Consider the following 15414-nt stretch of genomic DNA (forward strand, 5'->3'; position numbering starts at 1 on the left):
GGTACATATATGTTATCAAAAGAAAAACTTGCGCGGATTAACGAGCTAGCAAAAAAAGCAAAAAAATCCTCCCTAACCGATGAGGAAAAATCCGAGCAAAAACAACTCCGCGAAGAATATTTACAAAACATCCGCGGTTCATTTACAAACCAACTGAAAACCCTTAAAGTTATTGATCCAGCAGGTAATGACGTCACCCCACTAAAGGTGAAAGATATGCAAAAAAGAAATGAAAAGCACTAATTTGTTTGGGCATTCGACTTAATTCGCTTGTGAAGTTTGCACATTCATTATAGAATAGAAAATAGATACATATTATTGTGGAACTTTGAAAGGAGATAATTATGTCTAATATTGAACAACTATCGATCAATACGATCCGCACACTTTCAATTGATGCGATTGAGAAAGCCAATTCTGGCCACCCGGGTCTACCGATGGGTGCTGCACCTATGGCTTACACGCTATGGACTGATTTTATGAATCATAACCCAAAAAACTCAAAATGGTTTAATCGTGACCGTTTTGTTTTATCTGCAGGACACGGTTCTATGCTGTTATACAGCCTATTACATCTTTCGGGCTATGATGTTACAATTGATGATCTTAAAAACTTCCGTCAATGGAATTCCCGGACACCTGGACACCCGGAGGTTCTCGATACAGACGGTGTAGAAGCAACTACTGGACCACTTGGACAAGGTATTGCAATGTCTGTTGGAATGGCAATGGCAGAAGCACATCTTGCGGCAAGATTTAATAAAGAAGATGCATCCATCATCGATCATTACACATATGCACTGGTGAGTGACGGTGACTTGATGGAAGGTATTTCCCATGAAGCAGCTTCTTTAGCGGGCCACCTTGGCTTAGGTAAGCTAATTGCTCTATATGATTCGAATGATATTTCTCTAGATGGTGAACTTGATCGTTCCTTCTCAGAGGATACAGAAAGTCGTTTCAAAGCATACGGTTGGCAAGTAATTCGTGTGGAAGATGGTAATGATGTAGATGCTCTCCGTGCAGCCATTAAGGAAGCGCAAGCAAACACTGATCAACCAACATTAATCGAAGTAAAAACAATTATCGGATACGGATCACCAAACAAATCAAACTCAGCAGCATCCCACGGAGCGCCATTAGGTAAAGATGAAGTAACACTTACAAAAGAATATTACAAATGGGCTCACGAAGAATTCAACGTACCAGAAGAAGTGTACGCTGATTTCAAAGAGAAAATTCAAGATAATGGCAAGAAAGCAGAAGATGCTTGGAATGACCAATTCGCTACGTATAAAGAAAAATATCCGGAAGAAGCAGAACAATTGGAGCAAGCTATCAAAGGTGAACTCCTAGTTAATTGGGAAGAAGCGATTCCTGTATTTGAAGAAGGAAGCTCTCTTGCAACTCGTGCATCCTCTGGTGAAGTGTTAAACGCAATCGCTAAAGCAGTACCTACTTTCTTCGGTGGTAGTGCAGACTTGGCAGGTTCGAACAAAACAATGATGAACGATGAAGGTGACTTCACAAAAGCAGATTATGCAGGGCGCAACATCTGGTTTGGTGTTCGTGAACACGCAATGGGTGCTGCCTTAAACGGTATGGCACTTCATGGCGGTTTGAAAGTTTATGGCGGAACGTTCTTTGTGTTCAGTGACTACTTACGCCCATCCATTCGTCTAGCTTCGATCATGAAGACACCGGTAACATATGTGTTCACGCATGACTCGATTGCGGTAGGGGAAGATGGTCCGACTCACGAACCGGTTGAACATCTTGCTGCATTACGTGCAATGCCTGGCCTTTCCTTAATCCGTCCAGCAGATGCGAATGAAACTGCTGCAGCATGGAGACTTGCTTTAGAATCTAAAGATGAGCCGACAGCACTTGTTCTTACTAGACAGAACCTACCGACCCTTCCTGGTACAGACCAGAAAGCTTATGAAGGCGTGAAGAAGGGTGCATACATTGTAAGTCCAGCTGAGAAAGAAACAGCGGATGCTTTACTGCTAGCAACTGGTTCTGAAGTACAACTCGCTGTAGAAGCACAAAAAGCGCTGAAAGAAAAAGGAATTGACGTCTCCGTAGTAAGCATGCCATCATGGGATCGCTTTAACAAACAAGACGAAGCATATAAGAATAGTGTACTACCTAAGAATGTTACGAAGCGTCTAGGTATCGAAATGGGTGCATCCTTCGGGTGGGACCGCTACATAGGTACAGAAGGTGACATTCTTGCGATCGATCGCTTTGGTGCATCAGCCCCAGGAGATAAAGTTGTAGCAGAGTTTGGATTCACTGTTGAAAATGTCGTACAACTAACTGAAAAACTTGTTAATAACTAAGATTAGCTAGATTTTCAAAAGAAGAGCAGGCCTCTAAAACGCGAATGTTTTAGAGGCCAATTTTTTAATCGACAAAACTAGTGGGAATTTATAACAGAATATGACAGTAATCGTATCGCGGAATACGTATAATGGAATGAAAAAGGAGTGCTTTCCATGTATACGTATTCTATTTTTTCTGTTAAATCCGAGATAGCCGTACATTATTTCTATAAGACAAGTGTTCTTTTCCGTTTTTTCAAAGAGTTTAAAGAATGCCCAAGGCTTACCTATTTGCAGTTACAATATAATTATGTCATTGAACCACTCCAATTATCACTTGTGGCAGCTTACCTGCGCAGCTTAACCGATGACGTAAACATAGAAAAGAAGGATAAATACATACAGATTTTTTGGGAAGGAAAAAGTTTGACGATCTATGAGGATGGTCATCATATTGAACTAACTTGTTCATCCATTCAAGAAGCAGAGGAATTCTTCTTTCCAATCCTTCGTAATTCACCAGGATTTTATTTTGTCATAAACAATCGTTTGAATGACTATGGCTGGTTATCAGTTAAAAATAACAAATTGATCAATAATCAAATATTTTTTTCCTACCCATAATTATATTTTTTATCTATTGCAAGGTTGAATAGATGTTTATAACCAGATGAACCTCTTTAGTATAAAAGCCGTCTGAAATCGATAAATTAAAATGGATTTCAGACGGTAAATTTTCACGTAAGATTAGAGTTTTCAATGGTTTTCAACGAACAACTGCACGTGTACTTACTCTTTCTCTCCAAACTTCTCGAGAACACGGTATAAATCAGGCGCAGATCGCTCGAGCCGCGTTGGCTTGAAGTCTTGATTAACCCACATATGTTTTGTGATACCTGAAGTAATGAGTTCACCTGTAGGTTCAATAACGATTTGATTATGTGTTGTGTTGAAATTCTCTTCTGATATTTTCCGGGCCTCATAAGCAAATGTGAGTTTGATAGGTGAATAGTCAGTGATTTTTGTGTAAATCGCAATACAGTCATCGAATGTCGCCGATTGTTTATAATCGCATTCGACCCCAAGAACCGGGAGTAAGAAGCCCCTTTCTTCCACATGACTGTAGGCCACACCGTAGTGGCGCATACATTCGGTCCGAGCCATTTCAAACCAGTTGATATAGTTGCCGTGATGGACAACGCCCATTCGGTCTGTGTCTTTATAGGGTACACGATAATTTGTTTGATGCCACTTTGCTGTCAATATAAAAATCTCCTTTCTTTTTTTGATTGATTTTCCACTTTATCTTTTGATTCGCTCTTCAGCGATGTCTTGCAAACGGAACTTTTGCACTTTACCGGTACTCGTCATTGGCCAGTCTGAGGATTCTATAAACCAAACATGACGTGGAACTTTAAATTTGGCTAAGCGCTCGGCACACCAATCGGTGACGTCTTTTCGTTTTAAGGTTTCACCTTCTTTTAATTCAATGAAGGCCGCTCCGATTTCAGTTGTGATTTTATCACTGACACCGACGACCTGTACTGCTTCGACGGCTGGATGATAAGAAATCGCAATCTCTACCTCTCTTGGTGAGACAAGTTCTCCGGACACTTTAAACATTTCCTTACTTCTGCCGAGCATTTGGATATAGCCATTTTCATCAATTCTGCCGACATCGCCTGTTCTGAGCCAACCATCCTTATCAATGACTTTAGCTGTTTCTTCAGGCTTTTTATAATAACCATGCGTAACGGTAGCACCTCTAACAGCAAGCTCACCGATTTCGCCGTCTGGTAAGTCCTCACCTGTGTCGCGGTCAATCGTTTTATATTGAACACTGCTCCCATTAAACTCAGGTAAACCGCTCGCGCCATTCAGTTTAGGACGACCGACTCGGGTGGAGATGCGTTCTAAAGGATCGCCTATTTCTGTAGTTACGCCGGATGAAACCACTTCAGTTTGTCCATAACCTGTGATCATTTCAGTGACACCAAGAACGTCAAGCGCTTTTTGCCAAACTGATACGGGTGCCGCGGCCGCTCCACACCACATGGCGAACAAATTCGATAAATCGAATTCCCCGACCCTCGGATGATTTAAAACTGGCATCAACGTGGAAGGGACGCAGAGATAATCATTTGCTTGGTACTTCTCCATCAACTCTAGGGATTTAAGCGGGGAAGCCCCTAGTGCGGAAACGACTGAACCTCCGACAAAAGACATGGCACCAATCGCTTCAATAATCGCAAAACAATGATAAAACGGGAGCGGTGCAAATGTCACTCTTCCTTCCTCTATCGCCCGACTTAAGACCGTACCATACGAGCATCTGAGCAGCATATCATCCGTTAACATAACCCCTTTAGGACTGCCGGTAGAACCTGATGTATACATAATAATTGCTACTTCATCTGGGTAGCGGGACAGCTCCCAGCGTGCGTCTAGCTCTGAATCGGAAATCTTCTTTGCTCCGTTTAAAAAGTCTTCCCGGGACAGGAACTGTTCATCAATAGGTTCTGCACCCACTTTTTCAAAACTAATGACTTTCTCAAGGACGCTGTTTTCTTGAAACGTTGGTGTTGACATGAGCTCTTTAACAGCTTTTCCATGCAGTTTATCTTTGACTTTTTCCTGTAAAACTAAGTATTTGGCGTCTGATTGGGTCAAAATATATTCAACTTCCCCTTTGGTCAGCATTGAATTTATTGGAATAAATACCGCTCCGACCATCGACGCAGCAATCATGAGGGAGGGGAAGGATGCATCATTATCCATTAAAATAGCGATATGATCGCGGCGTTTGACACCAAGCTGCATAAAGCCTTTCGCATACTTGATTGCTCGTTCCCAAATATCACCGTAACGATGCTCTTCACCGTTAATATATAGAAAAGGTTTCTCAGCATAAGCTTCTGTCGCTTTTTCAAAATGTCTGGCTAACGTATCACGGGGCCAGACGGGAAAACGATTTTCTAATTTGTTTCTTCTTTCTTCAACACTTGCTAATAAAGCCTTAGACAATGACAATCTCCTCTCAATCAATGATGTATTTATTTCATTTTTTTAAAAACAAGGACGGCATTATGTCCGCCAAAACCAAATCCATTCGATAAAGCAATTTCAATATGTCCCTTGACGGCTTTGTTCGGTACATAATCTAAATCACACTCTGGATCAGGTTGATGTAAATTCATCGTTGGCGGAAAAATATTTTCGTTCATACTTTTTACTGTAATAATACTTTCTACGCCACCCGCCGCTCCGAACAAGTGGCCCGTCATTGACTTGGTAGAACTAACTTTCAACCTATAAGCATGTTCTCCAAAAACTTCTTTAATAGCAGTTGTTTCGGATACATCACCAACTGGCGTGCTCGTTCCGTGAGCATTGATGTAATCGACGTCTTCCGGTAAAATACCTGCCCGCTCAATGGCTAGCTGCATTGCCTTCTGTGCCCCGTGGGGTGCGGGATCGGTAATATGATAGGCATCGGTCGTGCTCCCATAACCGATAATTTCACCGAGAATATTAGCGCCACGCTGCTTTGCGTGTTCATATTCTTCAAGCAGCAGTACACCGGCGCCTTCAGACATGACAAAGCCGTCCCGATTGCTGTTAAATGGCTGAGAGGCTTGTTCCGGCGCATCATTTTTTGTGGACATCGCACGCATTTTTGAAAAACCTGCAAAGTAAAACGGATGGATGGTCGCCTCAGCACCGCCTGCAAGCATGACATCGGAATAGCCATGAGCAATGTTATGATAAGCTTCTCCAATCGCATGATTGCTCGTTGCACACGCAGAAGCGGAGGAGAAACTCGGTCCACGAAAACCTGTTTTTATAGCGGTTAAGCCGTTCGCCATATTAGAAATGGAGCCAGGCAGCATAAAGGGAGAGACCCGATTAGATCCTTTTTCAAGCATGGTTTTATAATTATCAAGCAAGGTTGTCAGCCCGCCGGCACCTGAACCAATATAAACGCCTGCCCGGTCTTTGTTTAACTTTTTCAAGTTTATTCCGGATTCTTCAAGCGCCTGGGTAGCGGCCGCATACGCATATTGAGTGAATAAATCATAACGTCGTGCTTCTTTTGGTTCAAGATATGTTTCACTTTGAAAATCCTCGATATAGCCGGCGATTTTTGTCTTGATATCTCGGAATTTTTCAGAATCCAATCGTTTAATCCCTGATTGACCTTGTTTTATATTTTTCCAAAGTGTGTCTGTGTCATTACCAAGTGGAGAAATCACACCTGTACCAGTAATGACTACCCGCCGTTTCATGATGATAACCTCCTTTAAAGCGCAAGTATACTTATTGTACAATGTATTTTACTTTCAGGCATGTTTTTTGAATTGGTATAGTCCAAATCCCCAGAGTATCCAAGCTGGTCATACAATTGAAAAAATTAAAAGAGGATGCGAATCAATGGTTTTAATTCCCACTTGAAATGGAATGAAAGTTCGCATACAATTAAATCGGAATGAGAACAATAGTTCTGATTGAAGGCTAGCAAAAAAGGGTTATTTTAGAGCTTAATCATCCAAATAAAAGATTATTATCTTTTTTATTTGGATGATTACAGTGGTAAAGCTACCGAGCAATATATACGTGTCTGTAGGAATGACAGTCACATCTTGGTTTACCGTTACAACTGCAAAAAGGACCGAACGTCGAAACTTGAATATCTTTTCGTTTGGCCTGGGAAGGAGATAGTGTAATGAAGGATAGAGGAAATATCAAATGGACATCAATCATGCTACCGGAGCACGCAAATTTATTAAAAGAAATGTGGGCTCGTGATGAATGGAATGAGAAACCGATCTTAGATGAACAGCTCGTAATGGAAATTAATTTAAAGCTACAACTAGCATTACATAATGAATTAACTGTTGAAGTGGAGTATTTCAAAAATCATGATTATCACAAAGTTAGAGATAAGTTATTGGCTGTTGATCCGCTCAATAATTATTTAAGATTAGAGGGTATGGAATTGCCGTTGGATGCAATTGTAGGCGTTTGGATTGATTGACAAGAGGCTGGGACATAACTATTCTAATATGAATTAAATCCGAACAAAACTGCTAACTAGCTCTGGGAATATACGGAGACTCCAGCAGGAGGAAAGGCATCGGTGAGACCCCGCAGGGCGGCAGCCCGAGGAGGCTCACCAGCCGCCTGCGGAAAGCGTAGTATATTCCCGGAGCGGTTGTTGATGCTCTTTCTTATCATTTGTTCGGATTTATAACCATACTAAGAAGTTATGTCTCAGCCTCATGTTTTTTATTTGTCCCATATTTTTAAAGTCTACCCACAAAATATCGGTCCCAATCTAGCCCCAAAAGTAGTCTCAAATTGGCTCATTAACTTGCATTATCTTGCTTTTCTATTTTTTATTTTTCTTGTTATTCTATTTAATGTTGTTGTGTTAGGGTTTCAATAGATTGATTCCATTGTTTACAAAATCGATTGTATTCTTACCCATAATTATATATACTTGTTGAAGAGAGTAACGAAGGAGGAAGGCAGACATGAGCACAATTTGGGTAGTATTAATTGCTATTGCAGCTTTAATAGCAGGTGTTGCTCTTGGGTTTTTTATTGCAAGAAAATATATGATGAACTACTTGAAAAAGAATCCGCCAATTAATGAGCAAATGCTTCGTACATTAATGATGCAAATGGGTCAAAAGCCATCACAAAAGAAAATTAATCAAATGATGCGCGCAATGAATAACCAGGTAGATAAGTAATAAAACATCATCACACGAATTCAAAACCACTTTTTCTGTTAACTTTAAACAGAAAAGAGTGGTTTTTATGTTTTTATCTATACTATTAATATAGAATAGTTTACAGAAAGGAAATGCCAAATGATAAACGACGAAAATAGTTTTCAAATACTACCTGAAAGTTTCTACAGGCGGCCAACGCTCACGCTTGCAAAAGAACTACTCGGTAAAATCCTTGTCCATGAAACAGAGGAAGGAATAAGTTCCGGAGTGATTGTGGAAACAGAGGCTTATCTCGGTGCTGTAGACCGGGCTGCACATAGTTATGGATACAGGCGAACGAAGCGAACGGAGATTATGTATCATCAGGCGGGGCTAATTTATACCTACCGAATGCATACGCATTGTCTACTTAATATCGTGAGTGGAGAAGTCGGTGAGCCGGAAGCAGTCCTAATCCGCGCTGTAGAACCATACACTGGAATAGACTTGATGAAGCAAAAACGTCCGGTCAATAAAATGCAGAATTTGACAAGCGGGCCTGGAAAGCTGACGAAAGCGCTCGGAATAACGATGCAAGCGTATGGCGAGCGAATATACAAACAACCGTTATATATCGCTGAAGGTATCACGGTTGATGACATTCTGACAGGACCGCGTATAGGAATACCGAATACAGGAGAAGCTCGTGACTTTCCCTACCGTTTTTGGGTTGCTGGTAACTCATTTGTTTCAAGATAAGCGGATGTTTGAAGTGCGAATCAAACGACAAGGTCTCTCAATTCTTATATACTAGGAGTTGGAATACGATGTAAGTGTTGTCTTTTTGTCAAAAACAAGGCCGCTACTCCCAAGACGTTTCTGGTAAAATAGGGGAACATAACAAAAATATAGGGGAGATTATATGTCAGAAATCAATATATTTCTAGCCTTTGGTGCTGGGTTTCTTTCTTTTGTTTCACCCTGTGTCCTACCTGTATATCCTGTATTTTTATCCTATATTACAGGTATGAGCATTAATGAAATTAAAGATGATAATAAAAAAATGAACCGACAAGCATTACTCCATACGATTTTCTTCCTGATCGGTTTTTCGAGTATTTTTATTGCGATTGGTTTCTCTACCTCCGCAATTTCAGCATTTTTATTGACTTATCAAGATATCATTAGACAAGTCGGTGCAATCTTAATTATTTTCTTTGGGTTGGTTATTGTCGGTGTTTTAAACTTTAAATTTCTAATGAAAAACAGACAGATTCAATTTAAAAGCCGTCCAACCGGATACATCGGTACACTATTAATCGGGATTGCGTTTTCCCTCGGCTGGACACCTTGTACGGGACCGATCTTAATGGTTGTGTTCTCCCTTGCAGCATCCAATCCAGAGCTCGGAATGATTATGATGATCGCTTATATTTTAGGATTTGCGATTCCATTCCTCGTTATGGCATTCTTTATCGGAAGGATGAATTGGATCAGGAAACACAGCATGAAAATTGTTAAAATCGGTGGCTATGTGATGGTCTTCTTCGGAGTTGCCCTGTTCTTTGATTGGATGACCGATGTGACGGCACTGCTTGCCAACTGGTTTGGTTTTTACGGTTTTTAATGCAACTATTGATGATATAATGGGGAGTAAGAATTTTTGAGAGAGTGATAAAAACATGTTTTGGGGTATTGCAAGTACGATTGGAGCCACAATGATGGCTGTCATCATGATTTTTGTTCGTTTGAAAATGGGGAAGAAGCCTGCATCCGTGAAGAAGATTATCCTACCGCCGCTATTTATGAGTACTGGCGCTCTCATGTATATCTTTCCCATATTCCAGATTAGCTGGTTCCAAGTTATCGAATCCTTTGCACTTGGAATGGTGTTCTCTATTATTCTAATTAAGTATTCGAAGTTTAAGATTCACGATGGCGAAATTTACCTCAATCCGTCAAAAGCGTTTCCGTTTATATTATTTGGACTTCTCGTCGTCCGCTTAGCATTGAAGGTATTAATCAGTGGATACATTTCACTTGGAGAGACCGGCGGAATCTTCTTCATGCTCGCATTCGGCATGATCCTTACATGGCGGATTGCTATGTTATATCAGTACCTGCAACTTAGAAAGTCAATAGCAGAGCAAAAGCACCTTGCATAGAAGCGAGGTGCTTTTTGTCTTATTTCTTATAGCTCTCTTGCCAGTTTGTGCGATAGTCATTTTTGGAGAGTTGGAATAAATGTTCATACGGTTCCACTGGGATTCCTTTCTCCTTAAGTTTTTTACGCAAGAATTTATGGTCACGTTTTGGTGTAGCAATGATATAACCTTCAATTAATGTATCTTGCGTAATCACTTCTTCCTTTTTCTTTAAGGCGACTTCACCAATTTTACTTGCAATCGTTTGGCGGGCGACATCACGGAATAGCTCGGGAACAGGGGAGACGAGTTCGTCTAGTAAAGCTTTCTCCTCATCCCTCCACATCTCTTTAGTCAAATCGACATAATGCTCTTGCCAGTCCAGAACAGATTTCCCGTCTTCCTTAGGCAAGCTTTTCAGGAACTTACGGAACATGAAGAACCCGCCAATTCCCATAAGCGAAATTAGGAGAAAACCCCATAATACAAGAATAATACTCAATAATATTCACCTATTTCTTTACTTTATGACAAAATTATTAATAATGGGATTATAAACAATTGAATAATTTATTTTTAGAATATTTTATAGTAAGATAGAAATATACTTAACATCATTATAAGAAGAAACTGTTCAAGTAACAAGTATAACAGTCGATAGATTCATCACATTTCAATCTATCAGAATAAAAATGATAGCGAATCATATAGATAATATTACATATAAATATATTATGTTTTAATTTAGGGGGAAGGGTTTTATTGTTTCATTAAAAAGAAAGGGGACAATTGAATGAAGATAGGAGAGATTTATTCATTAGAATTCGAGCAGCAGCTATTATTTTCCAATTTTCCCAAATTGCCAATAAACATACTGGAGTGGATGGGGAATCACTTAAATGATGCATTTATTGTCTGGGATGATAAAGATCGAATCTGTTTTGTTAGTCAGTCCGTGAAAAACTTACTGGGTTATAGGCAGGAAGAGCTTATCGGAAACCCATGGTATGAGCGAATTCAACCACTCGAACCAAAGAGAGTCGAGCAGTACTTAGACATGGAAAAAGAAGAAGGCATGCATGTTGAACTTCTTCATAAAAATAAACAAGCTGTCTATGTGGAAGTGTGCTTAGCTCGGATTCAAGATAAATCAACGAAAAGGAAATATGTGGCTGGTTTGCTGAAAGATTTGAGGGCCTATAAAGAAGCAAAAGAAATGATTGTCCAAGCGGAAAGAATGTCAGTCGTAGGTCAACTCGCCGCGAGCATTGCTCATGAGATCAGGAATCCATTAACATCCATAAAGGGATTTCTACAGTTACTTAAAGCAGGAGTAAACCATAAGGATGAATATTATAGAATTATGGAAGATGAAATTGAAAAAATTGAATCCATAACATCTGAACTTCTGTTTATGTCGAAGCCTTCTTCAAACAAAAAGAAAAATGAGCACCTCCATCATCTTATCAATGATGTAGTCGTATTGCTGCAATCCCAGGCAAAGTTTAAAAACGTCACAATTAAATATGATGAAGCAATCTCCGGGGTTATTTATTGTGATCCATCCCAGATTAAACAAGTACTGATCAATTTAGTGAAGAATGGAATTGAGGCGATGGATGAACCTGGGGATATTAGTATTTATGTCGATACAACGGATGAGCATATTATTATTAATGTAGAAGACGAAGGTATTGGAATTCCTCAGGAATCAATGGATCAGTTAGGGGTAGCTTTTTTTACAACAAAAGAAAATGGTACTGGTTTAGGATTAAATATCACAAGGGAAATAATGGAACAACACAACGGATCCCTCAAATTTTTCAAAAATAAGACAAAGGGCAGTACTTTCCAACTAATCTTCCCGAAGGTGAACCATTAAGAATGGACAATCTAATGTAGACCGTCCATTCTTTTTAATGGTGACTACGACTATTGGATATACGAGTACAAACGTTCTTCGGTAGGACGGGGGACGCAGCACAAGGCGCCCGTGAAACGAATCGCGAAACTTACCGTAAAGGAAATTCTGTCATTTGTATATAAGTAAAACTTATCAACTAACATAATTATTTAATATATAGGTTAATTGGCGAATGATTTGTTTTATCGCTTACAATCCGATAGTATATAGGTAAAGGTTTATTATTCTTTCTTTTTTAATGAGTGATGGGATGATAATGTACCAGTTTGTTAAAAACAAAGATTGGTAGCAACTAAGAAAGGGGTAGTATTGAATGTCAAAGAATGCTTTTAAAGCGAGAAAGCAATTTGAATTAAACGACAAGACCTACAATTACTATGATTTGAAAACTCTAGAAGAACAAGGGCTGGGCGATATTAAACGTCTGCCATTCTCTGTACGTGTTCTTTTAGAGTCCGTACTCCGTCAACATGACGACCATCAAATTAAAGACGAACATGTTGAGGCGCTTGCGAAATGGGGGAAGAAAGACGCGAAGGGTGTAGATGTGCCATTTAAACCTTCTCGTGTTATCTTGCAAGACTTTACCGGTGTTCCGGCAGTAGTTGACCTTGCTTCCTTAAGAAAAGCTATGGTGGATATGGGTGGCGAACCAGACAAGATTAATCCTGAAGTACCAGTTGATTTAGTTATTGACCACTCCGTCCAAGTGGATCAATACGGTACGCCAAATGCCCTGCAAGCGAACATGGACATTGAATTTGAAAGAAACGCTGAACGCTATGAATTCTTGAACTGGGCCCAAAAAGCATTTGACAACTATCGTGCAGTTCCTCCAGCAACTGGTATTGTTCACCAAGTTAACCTGGAATACATTGCAAATGTTGTGCACGCCCTTGAAAATGAAGAGAAAGAGTACGAGGCGTTCCCAGATACTCTCGTGGGAACAGACTCCCATACAACAATGATTAACGGGCTTGGCGTACTCGGTTGGGGTGTTGGTGGTATTGAGGCTGAGGCTGGAATGCTCGGTCAACCATCTTATTTCCCAGCACCAGAAGTAATCGGTGTTAAATTTGTTGGAAGTTTCCCGAACGGAACTACTGCAACAGACCTTGCACTGAAAGTTACTCAAGTGCTGCGTGAGAAAAACGTAGTAGGTAAGTTTGTAGAATACTTCGGTCCGGGCCTGAAAGACATGCCGCTAGCTGACCGCGCAACAATTTCTAACATGGCGCCTGAGTATGGTGCAACTTGTGGTTTCTTCCCTGTAGACGAAGAGACATTAAGCTACTTACACTTGACAGGGCGCAGTCAAGAACTAATTGACCTTGTTGAGAAATATAGTAAAGAAAACTGTCTATGGTACGACCCGGAAGATGGCGATCCAGAATATACAGACGTTGTCATCATCGATTTGTCTGAACTAGAGCCGAATTTATCTGGTCCTAAGCGTCCGCAAGATTTGATTTCTTTATCTAATATGCAAAAAGAATTCAGGAAGGCGATTACAGCTCCTGAAGGCAACCAAGGATTTGGAAAAGATAAATCCGAATTCGATAAAGAAGTAAAGGTTACTCATAAAAACGGTAATGAATCTGTTATGAAGACAGGATCCCTTGCAATCGCTGCAATTACATCTTGTACAAACACATCTAACCCGTATGTTATGTTAGGTGCAGGTTTAGTTGCGAAAAATGCAGTAGAAAAAGGGCTGAAAGTACCTGAACATGTCAAAACATCTTTAGCTCCAGGTTCTAAAGTTGTAACCCGTTATCTAGAAGATGCTGGATTACAAAAGTTCTTGGATGTACTTGGCTTTAACCTTGTTGGTTACGGTTGTACAACATGTATCGGTAACTCTGGACCTTTATTAGAAGAAATCGAAAAAGCAATTGTTGATTCCGATTTAATCGCTTCTTCCGTATTATCCGGTAACCGGAACTTTGAAGGAAGAATCCACCCGCTAGTTAAAGCGAACTATTTAGCATCACCACCACTTGTTGTGGCATATGCGCTAGCAGGTACTGTGGATATTAATCTGCAAGAAGATCCACTTGGAACAGATCGAGATGGAAATCCAGTTTACATGAATGATATCTGGCCGACAGCACAAGAAATTAAAGAAGAAGTCGCGAAAGTTGTTACACCGGAAATCTTCCGTAAAGAATATGAGAGCGTTTTTGACTCCAACGAAAAATGGAACGCAATTGATACTACAGACGAACCATTATTCGAGTGGGATGAGGACTCTACTTATATTCAAAACCCGCCATTCTTTGAAGGATTAGCGAAAGAGGCAGGTACTGTTCAGAAACTAAGTAACTTACGTGCAATTGGTTACTTTGGTGATTCGGTTACAACAGACCATATTTCACCTGCGGGAGCAATTGCAAAAGATATGCCTGCTGGTCAATTCCTACAGGAAAAAGGTGTATCGCCTAGAAACTTCAACTCTTACGGTTCCCGTCGTGGTAACCACGAGATCATGATGCGTGGTACATTTGCAAATATCCGTATCCGTAACAAATTGGCTCCAGGTACCGAAGGCGGCTACACAACATACTGGCCAACTGAAGAAGTAATGCCAATTTACGATGCAGCGATGAAATATAAAGAAGACAACACTGGATTAGTTGTTATCGGTGGTAAAGACTATGGAATGGGATCTTCCCGTGACTGGGCTGCTAAAGGTACGAACCTTTTAGGAATTAAGACAGTTATCGTGGAAAGCTATGAACGTATCCACCGTTCTAACCTAGTTATGATGGGAGTATTACCACTTCAATTTGCAAAAGGCGACAGTGCTGAGAAGCTTGGCTTAACAGGAAAAGAAACGTTCCACGTCGATATTGATGAAAATGTTCAGCCAAACAGCCCGGTAAAAGTCACTGCAGTAGCAGAAGACGGTAAAATTACCGAGTTCACAGCAATTGCCCGCTTTGACAGCCCGGTAGAAATCGACTACTATCGTCACGGCGGAATTCTGCAAATGGTTCTACGTGAAAAATTAGCTTAAACTTATTAGGTGAAAATTGAGTAGGTGACTAACCATTAATTGGTTAGTCGACCTTCTCACATACCTTATGTACAACTTCTGCTGACTTCTCATGATAAATCTTTTTCAATCAAGTAACCTCTGTGAAACCTTCCCGGGTAAGCTATAACCTTCCTCTCATTTAACTTTTGTATCTACTGTGTGGTACTCGTGCAGTATCGGACTTTGTTTTGTCATGCAAACTCGTCCATTCCAAGCAAGCCTTACATACAATTTATGTTCGCCAGTTTGGGGTTTTGCTTCC

The 15414-nt window shown here is 40.3% G+C and carries 14 protein-coding genes; 10 read left to right on the forward strand and 4 right to left on the reverse strand.

Annotated features, from left to right (window positions below; all coding sequences use genetic code 11):
* The first annotated feature begins 9 nt into the window (after positions 1–9).
* From SPD53_RS03645 to sirA, 3 genes are all read left to right on the forward strand, one after another.
* The gene (locus SPD53_RS03645; protein WP_156856467.1) at positions 10–243 is read left to right on the forward strand and encodes a DUF896 domain-containing protein; all 234 of its coding nucleotides are present in this window, start codon (positions 10–12) and stop codon (positions 241–243) included.
* 101 nt (positions 244–344) lie between these two features.
* A complete protein-coding gene (gene tkt / locus SPD53_RS03650; RefSeq protein WP_442946159.1) occupies positions 345–2345 on the forward strand; it encodes a transketolase in 2001 nt (666 codons plus the stop codon).
* Between the two features lie 156 nt (positions 2346–2501).
* Positions 2502–2951: a sporulation inhibitor of replication protein SirA gene (gene sirA / locus SPD53_RS03655; RefSeq protein WP_156856469.1), complete on the forward strand. Its 450-nt coding sequence runs from the start codon at positions 2502–2504 to the stop codon at positions 2949–2951.
* A gap of 165 nt (positions 2952–3116) precedes the next feature.
* Here sirA and SPD53_RS03660 read toward each other — a convergent pair whose 3' ends face one another.
* From SPD53_RS03660 to fabF, 3 genes are read right to left on the reverse strand one after another with little or no spacing between them, the layout of a single operon-like run.
* Positions 3117–3590, reverse strand: a complete 474-nt coding sequence (locus SPD53_RS03660; RefSeq protein ID WP_336251670.1) for an acyl-CoA thioesterase — start codon at positions 3588–3590, stop codon at positions 3117–3119.
* A 39-nt stretch (positions 3591–3629) separates the two neighbouring features.
* Positions 3630–5351 carry a class I adenylate-forming enzyme family protein gene (locus tag SPD53_RS03665; protein WP_156856471.1) on the reverse strand — a complete coding sequence of 574 codons (1722 nt, stop codon included), beginning with the start codon at positions 5349–5351 and terminating at the stop codon, positions 3630–3632.
* Between the two features lie 29 nt (positions 5352–5380).
* A complete protein-coding gene (gene fabF / locus SPD53_RS03670; protein ID WP_336251671.1) occupies positions 5381–6613 on the reverse strand; it encodes a beta-ketoacyl-ACP synthase II in 1233 nt (410 codons plus the stop codon).
* 437 nt (positions 6614–7050) lie between these two features.
* Between fabF and SPD53_RS03675 the strand changes: the two genes are divergently transcribed.
* From SPD53_RS03675 to SPD53_RS03695, 5 genes are all read left to right on the forward strand, one after another.
* Complete coding sequence (locus tag SPD53_RS03675; RefSeq protein ID WP_156856473.1) at positions 7051–7362, forward strand: YolD-like family protein; 312 nt, start codon at positions 7051–7053, stop codon at positions 7360–7362.
* Positions 7363–7861: 499 nt separating this feature from the next.
* A complete protein-coding gene (locus SPD53_RS03680; protein ID WP_156856475.1) occupies positions 7862–8083 on the forward strand; it encodes a YneF family protein in 222 nt (73 codons plus the stop codon).
* Between the two features lie 120 nt (positions 8084–8203).
* Positions 8204–8803 carry a DNA-3-methyladenine glycosylase gene (locus SPD53_RS03685; protein WP_156856476.1) on the forward strand — a complete coding sequence of 200 codons (600 nt, stop codon included), beginning with the start codon at positions 8204–8206 and terminating at the stop codon, positions 8801–8803.
* Between the two features lie 163 nt (positions 8804–8966).
* Complete coding sequence (locus SPD53_RS03690) at positions 8967–9671, forward strand: cytochrome c biogenesis CcdA family protein (protein ID WP_156856477.1); 705 nt, start codon at positions 8967–8969, stop codon at positions 9669–9671.
* A 55-nt stretch (positions 9672–9726) separates the two neighbouring features.
* Positions 9727–10209: a CcdC family protein gene (locus tag SPD53_RS03695; protein ID WP_156856478.1), complete on the forward strand. Its 483-nt coding sequence runs from the start codon at positions 9727–9729 to the stop codon at positions 10207–10209.
* Positions 10210–10228: 19 nt separating this feature from the next.
* On the opposite strand, the gene SPD53_RS03700 is transcribed toward SPD53_RS03695, so the two are convergent.
* Positions 10229–10690: a DUF2621 family protein gene (locus tag SPD53_RS03700; protein WP_156856479.1), complete on the reverse strand. Its 462-nt coding sequence runs from the start codon at positions 10688–10690 to the stop codon at positions 10229–10231.
* 291 nt (positions 10691–10981) lie between these two features.
* Between SPD53_RS03700 and SPD53_RS03705 the strand changes: the two genes are divergently transcribed.
* Positions 10982–12070 (forward strand): ATP-binding protein, encoded by a 1089-nt coding sequence (locus SPD53_RS03705; RefSeq protein ID WP_156856480.1) that lies wholly within the window; start codon positions 10982–10984, stop codon positions 12068–12070.
* A gap of 355 nt (positions 12071–12425) precedes the next feature.
* Positions 12426–15131, forward strand: a complete 2706-nt coding sequence (gene acnA / locus SPD53_RS03710; RefSeq protein ID WP_188857470.1) for an aconitate hydratase AcnA — start codon at positions 12426–12428, stop codon at positions 15129–15131.
* Positions 15132–15414: the final 283 nt, after the last annotated feature.

Source organism: Oceanobacillus sp. MO10714A (assembly GCF_037072045.1).
Taxonomy (GTDB): Bacteria; Bacillota; Bacilli; order Bacillales; family Amphibacillaceae; genus Oceanobacillus; species Oceanobacillus indicireducens.

Excerpts from the sequence above, each read along its gene's own strand:
- acnA (WP_188857470.1), top strand. The coding sequence starts at position 12,426 with ATGTCAAAGAATGCTTTTAAAGCGAGAAAGCAATTTGAATTAAACGAC.
- SPD53_RS03705 (WP_156856480.1), top strand. The coding sequence starts at position 10,982 with ATGAAGATAGGAGAGATTTATTCATTAGAATTCGAGCAGCAGCTATTA.
- SPD53_RS03645 (WP_156856467.1), top strand. The coding sequence starts at position 10 with ATGTTATCAAAAGAAAAACTTGCGCGGATTAACGAGCTAGCAAAAAAA.
- SPD53_RS03675 (WP_156856473.1), top strand. The coding sequence starts at position 7,051 with ATGAAGGATAGAGGAAATATCAAATGGACATCAATCATGCTACCGGAG.
- fabF (WP_336251671.1), bottom strand. The coding sequence starts at position 6,613 with ATGAAACGGCGGGTAGTCATTACTGGTACAGGTGTGATTTCTCCACTT.
- SPD53_RS03690 (WP_156856477.1), top strand. The coding sequence starts at position 8,967 with ATGTCAGAAATCAATATATTTCTAGCCTTTGGTGCTGGGTTTCTTTCT.
- sirA (WP_156856469.1), top strand. The coding sequence starts at position 2,502 with ATGTATACGTATTCTATTTTTTCTGTTAAATCCGAGATAGCCGTACAT.
- tkt (WP_442946159.1), top strand. The coding sequence starts at position 345 with ATGTCTAATATTGAACAACTATCGATCAATACGATCCGCACACTTTCA.
- SPD53_RS03695 (WP_156856478.1), top strand. The coding sequence starts at position 9,727 with ATGTTTTGGGGTATTGCAAGTACGATTGGAGCCACAATGATGGCTGTC.
- SPD53_RS03685 (WP_156856476.1), top strand. The coding sequence starts at position 8,204 with ATGATAAACGACGAAAATAGTTTTCAAATACTACCTGAAAGTTTCTAC.
- SPD53_RS03680 (WP_156856475.1), top strand. The coding sequence starts at position 7,862 with ATGAGCACAATTTGGGTAGTATTAATTGCTATTGCAGCTTTAATAGCA.